This window comes from Spirosoma endophyticum (assembly GCF_900112365.1).
Lineage (GTDB): Bacteria > Bacteroidota > Bacteroidia > Cytophagales > Spirosomataceae > Spirosoma > Spirosoma endophyticum.
In genome coordinates this window covers 223,862-235,464 of the sequence record NZ_FOLQ01000006.1, presented here as the reverse complement: position 1 = coordinate 235,464, position 11,603 = coordinate 223,862, and the positions used below count along the sequence as shown (strand labels likewise).

9 protein-coding genes are annotated in these 11,603 nt (G+C 48.6%); 2 read left to right on the top strand and 7 right to left on the bottom strand.

The features are described 5' to 3' along the window. The first annotated feature begins 81 nt into the window (after positions 1-81). Entirely contained in the window at positions 82-912 is an 831-nt protein-coding gene (locus tag BM202_RS17720) for a helix-turn-helix domain-containing protein (protein ID WP_177236620.1), read from the top strand. Between the two features lie 36 nt (positions 913-948). Here BM202_RS17720 and BM202_RS17715 read toward each other — a convergent pair whose 3' ends face one another. From BM202_RS17715 to BM202_RS17690, 6 genes are all read right to left on the bottom strand, one after another. Further along, positions 949-3,702, bottom strand: a complete 2,754-nt coding sequence (locus tag BM202_RS17715) for a VWA domain-containing protein (RefSeq protein WP_093828473.1) — start codon at positions 3,700-3,702, stop codon at positions 949-951. Between the two features lie 58 nt (positions 3,703-3,760). Beyond that, entirely contained in the window at positions 3,761-4,513 is a 753-nt protein-coding gene (locus tag BM202_RS17710) for a hypothetical protein (protein WP_093828471.1), read from the bottom strand. A gap of 33 nt (positions 4,514-4,546) precedes the next feature. After that, a complete protein-coding gene (locus BM202_RS17705) occupies positions 4,547-4,882 on the bottom strand; it encodes a hypothetical protein (RefSeq protein WP_093828469.1) in 336 nt (111 codons plus the stop codon). 37 nt (positions 4,883-4,919) lie between these two features. Further along, positions 4,920-5,696 (bottom strand): hypothetical protein, encoded by a 777-nt coding sequence (locus tag BM202_RS17700; protein WP_093828467.1) that lies wholly within the window; start codon positions 5,694-5,696, stop codon positions 4,920-4,922. An 87-nt stretch (positions 5,697-5,783) separates the two neighbouring features. Further along, entirely contained in the window at positions 5,784-6,524 is a 741-nt protein-coding gene (locus BM202_RS17695) for a LytR/AlgR family response regulator transcription factor (RefSeq protein ID WP_093828465.1), read from the bottom strand. After that, a complete protein-coding gene (locus BM202_RS17690; protein ID WP_143100706.1) occupies positions 6,524-7,228 on the bottom strand; it encodes a sensor histidine kinase in 705 nt (234 codons plus the stop codon). The genes BM202_RS17695 and BM202_RS17690 overlap by 1 nt, the downstream gene beginning before the upstream one ends. Positions 7,229-7,565: 337 nt before the next feature. On the opposite strand from BM202_RS17690, the gene BM202_RS17685 reads away from it, so the two are divergent. After that, a complete protein-coding gene (locus tag BM202_RS17685; protein ID WP_093828461.1) occupies positions 7,566-10,769 on the top strand; it encodes a ligand-binding sensor domain-containing protein in 3,204 nt (1,067 codons plus the stop codon). 23 nt (positions 10,770-10,792) lie between these two features. On the opposite strand, the gene bshB1 is transcribed toward BM202_RS17685, so the two are convergent. Continuing rightward, positions 10,793-11,512 carry a bacillithiol biosynthesis deacetylase BshB1 gene (gene bshB1, locus BM202_RS17680; RefSeq protein ID WP_093828459.1) on the bottom strand — a complete coding sequence of 240 codons (720 nt, stop codon included), beginning with the start codon at positions 11,510-11,512 and terminating at the stop codon, positions 10,793-10,795. Positions 11,513-11,603: the final 91 nt, after the last annotated feature.

The following is an 11,603-nucleotide window of genomic DNA, read 5'->3' as shown; positions in this document are numbered from 1 at the left end:
AGTATTATTTGTGTTTTGACAAGACAAAGGTCTACTTGAACGGCCAGGTAAAATTGTAAGAAAACGAAAATGACTACGCCAATGAATAGCCAGGTAGTAGAGGCCGACGCTCGGTTGGCGACCGTATTCAGTCATTTTTATTGTGTTCAGCAAACCTTGGATGCGTCACCGCTCCGTCAGCAGTTATTGCCTAATTATGAGATGATTCTGGCGTTCAATTTTGGCCCGGAAATTCCTGTTTCCATAGGTGATAACGATTATATGGTTCGCAAAACGGCTGTATTGGGTCCCTTGCAGAAGGTGATAACGTATGAACTGCCTGCTGGTGCCGATCTTATTGTTGTGAATTTCACCCTCAATGGGTTCCATAGGCTGTTGAAAGTGCCCATGCAGCAGTTTAGCGCAGGCGATGTGTATAACCCCGACGTATTGCTCAACAAAAACTGCTTTGATGATTTATGGCAGCAGTTGGCCAGTATTCCCGAATTAAGCGATCGGTTGCAGCTATTGAGTGAGTATGCCCTAATGTTTGTTGCTCCCGTCGAGCCGTCGGCACATCCCCTGATGGATAGCATTCCCTATTTTAAGGAATCGGCTACCGACCCAATTAAAGCCCTGGCAGATACGTATCAACTGTCTCCTCGAAGTATTCAGTTGCGTTTTCAGGCGCAGCTTGGCTATTCAGCTAAAGAGTTGATTCGTTTTCTGCGCTTCAAAAAAGTACTTGGTTTTCTATTTCAGGCGTATCCTGCTCCCGTTGACTGGCTGGATCTTGTACTGAAGTTCAGTTATCACGATCACAGTCATCTGATTAAGGACTTTCACTATTTCCTGGATATGACGCCCCGTCAATTCCTTGCCCAACTCGCTCAGGGTAACGTGTGCATCAGCAAACCGGGCAAGTTTTATTAAAGTTTGTGCCTCTGTGGACAAAAACAGTGTTTACAGCTAGGGTGCTTTCTTAGCCTGCGCTTCCAGGATCAATTGCAGATTTGCGTTTTCGGGGGTAATGTGGGCGTACGTTCCTTTGCCTAACTGAGCCAGTTTTTTGAGACTTTGGCTATTGATTTCCTTTCGGCTGAAGGTGAATATTGTCAGGTAAACATCCTGGCGACTGGATTCGCTCACCAACTGAAAAACCTCATCACTCACTGGGAATTCGCCGTCGGTGGCTAACACGATGCGATTGTTACCCGCTCGGATGTACTGCTTGTTGGCTATTTTGTAGGCCAATTGAATGCCGCCGTTTCCATCGGTGTCCCCGCCTGATTGAAGCTGATCGATCACGCGGGCAATTTCATCAGCCTTCGCACCGGATGTGGGTTTTAACGCCACGCGCGCTTTTCCGGAATACACTATGATCGAAATCTGATCTTCAGGACGCAGCAAATTCAATAGCGATTTGATGGATTTTTTCAAAAGAGGCAATTTATACGGCGAATCCATCGACGATGATACGTCTAGCAGTAACACCATATTGTTCGTCGCAAAGCCTGTCAGAGAAGCCGCGGCACTCTGTTGATTGCTACGATCTATGTATACCGTATCGACCGTTGGACGATCGATGAAAACGGTATCATGCTTTACTATCGTCTTGCCGTCTGTTGCCGCCAGTCCGTTCGTTGCAGGGTCAGCAACCAGTTTCTGTTTCGATGGAGTAGAACTGTCTGTTAATCGGCTAGCGGGTTGTTCTGGCTTAATAGGGAGAACAGAAGCTGATGATGACAAAGCCTTCGACCGTCGGAAAGCCGTGATATTCGGTTCGCTGATGGATTTCAGTACGTTAGTCTTGGCCAGTTCGCTGAATTTATTGTAGGTATGGGCTAGCTCATTGAAAAAGTAGTAAAACGATTCGTAGGGGCTTGTTGCATAGTCAGACGTGGGCAGTTTGACTTTCTGCACCATCTCAGCCAGTTTGATCGAATGATCGGCAAGGTCTTCGTAGGGTGTGTATGGACAGAGGCCGTTGCTACGTCCATAGCGTTGTAAGCCCTTTAGATTCTGGAATTCGTTGGTAATCAATTCTCTGGCTTTCGCCTGCACCGAATCAGTTGCGGGTAGTTGGCTAGTTTCACCGCGTAAATACGCTCTCATGCCAAACAGCACATCTTTATCCAGATCCAGTAACTGAAGCATGGCCTTTCCCGCTACGTTCCACGAATCAGCTGGTTTTTTCAGCGGATAACTTTCGTGAATGCGTCGCACGTCCCGATAAAGTTGTTCTTTTTTCCTGTCAAACGTATCGAACAGATACCCATACCGATCCAGAATAGCATCGGACCGTTGAAAGTTATCTTTTACGTACTGATTTTCGCTCGTATAATTGATCAACTCAATGCTTAGCTCATCCATTTCGGTCAGCATACCCAGCAATACCTCGGCCTGGCTGTTAATTGACGTGCGATAAGCCTGAAGAATCTGGGCGCTGTTAAGGCGCAAAAGCTGGTATTCAGAAAGCGGCACTTTATATGCCTCGTGCGAGTACGTCAGGCCATTCCGTTTCCCTCCACGCGCCACTGAAGCCCGATAACTGTCGGCCGAATATTGATAGTTACGCATCAATAACTGCATCTGATTCATCTGACGTAACGATTCGTTTATGAAGTCCAGGTAACTAGTCAGGGCCTGAAACGTAATAACGCTCTCCGGGTCATCGGCTGGCGTCGTCGCAAAAGCAATTGGCGGTATGTCCCGGAAAGGCTTGACTCCCTTGGGTTGTGGTGTGGCGGCTTCCGGGACATCAAATGCAAAAACTGGCGAATAGGCAGGATAAGCCAGTAACTGCCTGACCGACGCGCTGTATGTGATAAATTGCTGCTGCCAGTTCAATAAATCATTGTTGTAATGATTGATGAACGAAAGGTAGAACTCGTTTCCGTGTTGAGCCGATTGGCGGGTGGCAAAATTATAATCGTCAACTGCCCGGCGTTTCATAGCCTGTATTCCCTGCAAGCCTGTTCTAAACGCCGAAATCATATCGCTGGCCGGATAGTCAATGGCCGACTTGCCTTTGCCAAACTCAACGAGCAGTTTTTCGTCAGCCAAAATGCTTTTCTGAACGAATTCAACGGGCCAATCGGAATGGTTGCCTTTGTTGAGATAATACCGTACAGTATCGAGCAACTGTTGCTGGCTCTCCAGCACCTGGTCCATTTCTTTTTCCGTATACAGATACGGGTTTGTAGGCAGATAAGGCTGATACCGGCGGTAGACTCGCTGAATCTGTTGATAGAATTTAGCCTTATCTTGACCAAACTGAGTCAGTAGTACCTGAAGACTGGCAATCAGTTCGTTTGCCTTTTTGAAGTTGTCCCGCTCATAATCCTTCAGCCGATTGTAGGTTTCCAGTGCTTTGGTCGTACTGTCAATTTTAGAGGTCAATTTCCAGATAGCTTTTACCCCGGCATTCAATCGTGTTTTTTCGGCTTCGGTCAATCCGTCGTTAGTGAGGGCTTTTTTGTAATAATATTCCTCCAGCAGCCCCGACGGAGAAAGCGCTATGGGGAAATTCTTATTCGGTATATACGAACCGATGTTAGCATGATAAGCCCGTATCTGTTGAAATCGACTGGCGACCTCAGTGACTGATTGATTCAGAAAGTCGACGTAGCGATTAAGGGATTGTTGAGGTGTTTCCTGGAATTGGTGACCCGCAACAAATACCGAGGATAACGCCAGAAATAGCCATAAGGACGTCTGCATGACCGAAATAACCAAAATAAGATACGTAGTCTGGTAACTTTTGATTACGTGGATTCACCTAGTGATAATCCTCGTTGTTGGGAACAAGCCGAAGCCGGTAACGGAGCGTGAGCTTCTGCTGCACATCGGAAGGGATGACGTTCTCCTGATATTGAGTGGGAGCCACCCAACCCGACCAGTCGCTGGATTGAGTTGGATTTCGGGGTAAATCCAGGGTAAATAGCATCGGTTCGTTATGTAAAAATACCCGTACCTGCCATTTATTAACGAACATGGGAGCCGTTGCCCACGGCAGAATTACGAACTTGCCTTCTTCCCGAATGGCCTCCGGTTTAGGGAAGTTACCGCTGTTTGCACCGCCGATGTAATCCATTGAAATAGCCGAACTAATCAAATCGTTGACCAATAATGATTTCTCTGTCCGTACTTCGACTTCCAGTGCTGCCCAACGGCCATCAAACAGTAATCGTTGGGGTTGCTGTGCTGAATGTATAAGCCAAACTGTTAGCCATCCCGCCAGGACAATTCCGTCGGCGATCTGGAGATAGTTCAGATAATCCGCTACCAGAAAACGCTGGGCAAGATACCAGACGATAAAGAAACTAATGGCTCCTAGGGCCAGTCCAGCCAGAATCATAAAATAACCATAAGCCATCTGATCATCAGAGCCGCCACCGGCGTCTTTTGTCATCCAATCGACGACGTAGGCTCCCGACATGAAGCCTAGTGGCGAAATGCACAGACTGGCCACGAGTACGGTCAAGAAGCGTTCCATACTATTGTCTTCGGTAATTAATTGGGCTTTGGTCATTGACGAGGAAGGTTACTACGTTGATAGGATCTGTTATGGATTTAGCTTTTGTATAGCCAGTTGCTCTGTGTCGTTGATAGCCCCTTTATCGGCTTGAAATGATCCTCTGTATTCGTTGATAAGAAAGATGGCCATAAACACAACAGGCAATCCGCCAATCACCAGGGCTATGATTCTGGTAGTCTGTGAATTGTAGAGGTTTAGGCCCGTAAGTATAGCGCCGAAAATTAACAGGAGTACAATGAAGCCACTGCTCATTCCGCGTCCTGCTGCGTCGTTATTCGGGTTGTTATTAGTGGCTAAGAGGTACAGGAGCGAAAGTCCGTATATACCAATGATGAGCCAGTTTAATAGTGTGATAGTTTTCATGGTCGAACAAAAGAGGAGGTTACGGGTAATGGGTTGATCATTCTACCAACTCGATACGATAGAGCCTGGTACGCTCGCTACTGAGGCTGCTGCCTTTGAGAAAAGGGCGACTAACATCTACCGTTTTTGTTGAGTTTAGCATGAGGCTAAGTGCATTAAATCGGGTTTGTGGCCCCTCAAAATAACTGAGTGGAATCATGTGTGATCCGCCCCCGCTTCCAATGATGAGCGTGATGTAATCGGCCTGATTACTGCTGCCATCTTCTTTGACACGATGTCCCCACTTGTCTTTCCTTTCACTGATCTTGCTCACCAGTAATTCATTGTAAGATGTTTCGCTCTGCCAGCGTTTCCAGAATGACAGCCAGGAATTGCCTGATTCGATGTCCCGCCACCGGAGTAAAAGGGGCTGACTGCGGGAGTGAGCGGCCGGGAGCGCTAAATGGCTGGCGTCGAGGTCGGGTTGTGTTTCAATACGTCCCAGTAAGTGTTCAGTGCCGTCGGTCATTACGACCGTGAACGTATACATTTTATTGCTCTGAATAGCAGTATCTGACTTCGTTACCAGTTCATAGTACGGAAAGGCTCCGTAATAATTTGTTGACCCGCCATTCAGCCGTAAGGCTTGTCCATTGACACGTAGTTGAATTGCTGGATTGGCGATTGTTTTGCCCATTGCATCTTTTACGTATCCCTTAATAAAGTGGCTAGACGATCCATCTTCGAACACGCGCCGATGAACGACTACGTTCACCTGAAGCTGTGCTGGATCCGTCAATGGTCCGGTCGATTGGTCAGAGGTTCCACAGCACATTAGTAGGGTCAATGCCAATACGAAGAAACAGTAGCGAGTAAAAACAGGACTGGGCGACAGCATAAGGAGCTACATGTAAACGTGTTATCATATTTTTTCAAGCAGGCTCAGAAACTCCTGTTTTTTATTACGCGAAACAGGTAATGCCTTGTTGTTTTCCATAACGACTTCGCCACCGTCGCCCCGGATGTAGCGCTGCACGTAGCGCAGGTTGATCAGGTAGCTGTGATGCACCCGGCAAAACCCCTTGCTTTCCAGCACCTCTTCCACTTCTTTCAGGGTCTTGGAAATCAGAATGATCTGGCCGCTACGTAGCGCAAATCGGGTGTAGCCGCCATCGGACTCGCAGTAGTAAATCTCCGCACTATGAATGATTTGCAGCCCTTCCATCGTGGGCAACGCGATACGGTCGCCCGCCCGCTGGCTTTGCAGATACCCTAAAAACTGGTCGATTTGAGAAGGAGCATGACTGGCCAGCGCCTGTTCGGCTTTGGCAACGGCACGTATCAGTTCGTCCTTATCAATGGGTTTCAGGATATAATCCAGTGCATTATGCCGGATGGCTTTAATGGCATACTCGTTAAAGGCCGTGGTGAAAATCACACGGAAACCATTGTACCGACAGGCTTCAAGCATCTCAAAACCGCTCATTCCGGGCATCTCAATGTCCAGAAAAACCAGGTCTGGACGCAGGCTGTCAATGGCGGTGTGCCCTTCCTGCCCACTGGCACATTGGGCCACTATGGTTACGTTGGGGCAGTACCGTTTCAGTAGCAGGCTTAATACGTCTCGGCAATGTTTTTCGTCGTCAACAAATAGAGCAGTCATTATGGTTTTAGGTTCTGAGTGAAGGTGATGCAAGTACCGGCTGGCTGGCCGTCAGTCGTAACTAAATCAAGGCTTTCAATATGGGCGTCAACGCCATAAATATCATTCACTAAAGCTATTCGTTCTTCGGCCACCTGACTGCCCTGAAGCTGGTTTTCGGCCATGCTTCTGGCATGCATACTGGCTGCCGCAGCCCGTCCGATGCCATTATCGGCAATGGATATAGACAGCTGATTTCCAGCGCGTTTGCAATTGATTTTTAGCTGCGGATGGCCGTTTAGTTGCGGTAATAAACCCCGCCGAATGGCATTTTCTACATAGGGCTGAATCAGTAACGGTGGCACTTGCACTGTATAGGCATTGAGCGCTGCATCTATCTGAACATCTACATCAAAATGTCCATCGCATCGCAATTGCTCCAGTTCAATATAACTCCGCAAGGCAATTAGTTCGTCGTGCAGGGAAACCCAATCGGTTTGCGTATTCGCTAATATTTGCCGCATTAACGTAGCAAATACGGTTAAGTAGCGGGAAGCCTGTTCGCTATCGTTCTGTAAGACAAAGTTATTGATTGCGTTCAGGCTGTTGAACACAAAATGCGGATTCATTTGCATGCGCAGGGATAACAGTTTCGCTTCGGCAATGCGTCGGTTGGTGTCCGACAACTGCTGTTTAGCTTGCTGATAGTCCGGTTTTGTTTTCACAAGTTTCGCATCCAATGCCACAGGTATGGCTATTTCTAAGGTAATGGATAGGCAAAAGAACGAATGATCTGCGAGGCAAAATAGCCTGAATGGATAACAGGTGGATTTGAGTCCATAACTGGTTGCCTGCGAAAATAACTACCGTAGGTATCGGAGTATCGGGCTGACGCTCTGAGAATTAACTTCTTCACTACGTATCGCCCGACATCACGGCTATCGTTACCCTGAAAAGATGGTAAACTACCGGTTATCGAAACGGTAGTATCCGTTTTCGCTTAACTATCGTTTATATTCGCTTCGCCGACCGCCAGAATCGCTGGTAGGTATTTAAGTAACTATGAAGCCCGCTCCGTGTAAAAAAAGTAGAACGAACGTAGTGAAGCACAGGGAGAAGAGGTGCCTGTACCGATGGCAAAATAGACTTACCCTGTTGCTGTTATGTCTGGTCTGGGGACAGGGGCACGGTCAAACACCGACATTGGCGTTTCAATATCTATCGCTGCAGCAAGGACTGGCTGGTAATTACACCACGGCGGTCACGCAGGATAAATCGGGTTTCATCTGGATTGCTACCGTTAAAGGGCTGACCCGATTCGATGGGCTGCGCTGCCTGACGTTTACCCATCAGCCGGGTAATCCAAAATCGTTGTCGCATCGGATTGTCCGCTATGTGTTTACTGCCCAAAATGGGACGCTCTGGGTGGGCACACAGGAGGGTTTGAATCGGTTTGAGCCAGCAACACAGTCGTTCCAGCGCTACTCATTTTCCCATTTAGGCGCAGGGTGCAACTTTGTTCGATTTATAACCGAGGGCAGGAATGGTCAGCTGTGGATAGGCACGAAAGGGGGCGTGGTGGATTTTGAGCCAGCTACTGGCCGGGCAAATCTGCTTGCCCTACCGGCTGGATCGCTTCCGGTAGCTAAATCCATTCGCCGAATTTTGCCGGACGGACATACACTCTGGATTGGTACGGAGGGAGGTCTCTTCGCGTATGACCTCCCAACCAGAACGTTTCGTTCCTTTCGTCACGATCCGGGGGCTTCTACTACGTTACCTGATAATTACATAACGTCTCTGGCCCGCAATCCCCAAACCGGCGAGCTACTGATAGGTATGAACAAAGGGCAATTAACCACCCTGAATCCATCCACAGGTCTGTTTCGATCCATGCCCCAATTGGCTGCCGATCAACCTGTTTCGGCGTTGCTGTTCACGCGCTCGGGCGAATTATGGGTTGGTGTTAAGGGAAGTGGACTTTATCGTTATGAGGCCGTAAGCAATCGAATCTTCAGTTATCATAACAATGAAAAGAACCCGAGAAGCCTGATCTCAAATTCTATTAGTGCGCTCATGGAAGATCGGTCGGGCGTAGTGTGGGTTTTAACGGATGATTCGGGCGTTTGCTGGTTCAATCCCAAAGTCGATAAATTTCACTCGCTTTATGATGAAGTCGGGTATCAGCCAGTCAATACGCAGGGATTTGATGCCGGAGGCCTCTGTGTTGACCGGGCGGGTACCATATGGGTGGCTACCCGCGATGGGGTAGCCCACATCAACCAGCACACCAAGTCCTACAGGTTGTACCGGAACGATCCTAAAAATCCTCGTAGTTTAGATAATAACCTGACTTACTCCGTCATGTCTGCTCTGGATGGGCATATATGGGTGGGTACGTCTACGGGTTTGAACAGGCTTGATCCTGCTAGCGGGCGCGTAGAACGCATTCCGAACCTGACAGCCGCCGATGAACCTGCAAAAAAATCAACGATCAGCTTAGCCAAAGGAGTTGCAGGGAATCAAACGTTTAAGGTCATTAGAGCGCCTGATGGGCGTTTGTTTTTTGGCACAAACGAAAAACTGACCATTTATGACCCCAGGACGGGCCAGTTTCGTCACCAGTTTAACGATTCCCTGCTTCGGAACCTGCCCGGCAAAAACTATAATGAGCTATTCTTTGACCGTCACCAAAATTTGTGGGTAGGTGGTTTAGGACCAATCTTTAAAATTAGCCCGGATTTACGGCTTTTGGCCCAATATACCCATAACGATGACGATCCGCAGAGTTTGCCCGACGAAGGCGTAACGGCTTTTGCCGAAGATCGGTTTGGGCGTATGTGGATAGGTACCGATAACGGCCTGACCTGTCTGAACCAGAAGACGGGCAAATTTCGTGTATTTACGACGAAGCAGGGCTTGCCTCACAACGATATTTCGGCCGTTCTACTGATTGGGGACACGCTTTGGTTCAGCACCAGCCGAGGGCTGGCCTGCATGGATGTCCGACGGCTCCAGGTTACGATCTTCGACGAAATGGATGGCTTTTCTGCTTCGGAGTTTGAGTCGGCTTCCGTTACCCGCGATTCTTCCGGGCGGATTTATTTCGGAGCCTTGCGCGGATTAGTGTACTTGCAACCAAACCAGATTCGGTTGAATCGCTTCGTGCCGCCCGTCTACCTGACTTCGCTTCGGGTAAATGCGCAGGAATTGCTACCTGACCCAGCGGCTACCCTGGCTGGGTTGACGCTTCGTCACACCCAGAATATGTTTACCTTCGAGATGGCTGCCCTAAACTTCGATAATCCTGCCGGTAATCAATATGCCTACCGGCTCGAAGGCTTCGAGGAGACATGGAATCAGGAGGGTAATCGAGCCTTTGCTACGTATACCAATGTGCCGCCCGGTGCCTACGTATTGCAGGTCATTGCGGCCAACAACGACGGCGTCTGGAATCGAACGGGCTATCGACTTCCCATCACCATTCTGGCACCGTTCTGGCAAACCTGGTGGTTCAGGTTACTTTCGTTGTCAGCCTTAGTGGCGATAACGGTCGTTATTGCACGCTGGCGTGAGAAGCGATTAGCTACTGAACAACGCGAAAAAAGTGAATTGCGGGAACGGATTGCGCTGTCGGAAATGAAAGCGCTACGTTCCCAAATGAATCCCCACTTTTTGTATAACTCGCTGAATGCCATTCGCTTATTTATCCTTCAGAATGACAGCGATAATGCCGACAAATACCTCGTTAAGTTTGCCCGGCTGATGCGGCTGATTCTGGACAATTCGCGGCAGGAGTGGGTAACGTTAGCCAGTGAACTCGAACAACTGACGCTCTACCTGGAACTTGAACAACTTCGGTTCGACAACAAATTCATATTTTCAGTAACGACCGACCCAACACTACGGCTGGAAAAAACGGCGATTCCGCCTATGATTATCCAGCCCTATATTGAAAATGCCATTCTTCACGGAATCGCGCACAAAAAAAGTCAGGGCTCCATTCAGATACGTATTGAACGCAAGTCAACTCATTTGGAATGCACCATAGACGATGATGGCGTTGGACGACAACGGGCTGCGTCGCTCAAACAACAGCCATCGACACACCAAAGTGTTGGTCTGCGCGTAACCGAAGATCGGCTCCAACTCATTGGGCAACGTAGCGGCCAGGCATCGGGCGTAGAGATTCTGGATAAATACGACGACGATCAACAGGCCACCGGGACGCGAGTCATTATTGAATTACCCTTTTTGGATCAGTAATGCGGGTAGAAACCCGCACTACGTTACACCAACGCGAACAAATCCTGAACGCCCAGCATTCGTTTGCTGATGAACCCTTCACCAAATTCCACGCCAATCATATGACCGTGTTCGCGGGTACGGGATTCCAGAAACTTCATGAACGGCTCCCCCGAGATATAGCTTTGGGGCTCATCACTTTCAGGGTTGAAGAACTGACTTTTATACGCTTTAATGGCGGCTAGTTTCTGATTCCAGTAAGGTGTTACGTCCACGACAAAATCGGGTTTCAACGACCGATCCTGAATAAAGTAGTACACAAATTTAGGGCGGTGCGCTTCCTGTGGCAGGCCGTCTTTGCCAACCGTTTTGATTTGGCGCAGACCCGCGTAAAAGCAGGCTTGTGTGACCAGTTCGGCCGCACGGCCGTGGTCGGGATGGCGATCGTCGACGGCATTTGTGAGCACGATTTCGGGCTGAAACTGACGTATCACCGCGATCAGGGCCATTTGATGTTCTTCGTCGTTTTTGAAAAACGCATCGCGGAAACCCATATTTTCACGGGCTATCAGGTTCATCGCTTTAGACCCTTCTATTGATTCCTGTAAGCGTATTTCGGGTGTTCCGCGGGTGCCTAGTTCGCCACGAGTCAGATCGACTCCAGCTACTGTTTTTCCTTGGGCAACAAGTGATAGAATCGTGCCCGCGCAGGTCATCTCAATATCGTCGGGATGAGCGGCAATGGCCAGTACATCAACGGTCATGTAGCGTAGTTGTCAAATTAGTGGTTGTCGGTTCAAAGCAGGTGCTGTAACCAGACAACCAATTAATCAACCAATCTGCCATTTTGTTCCG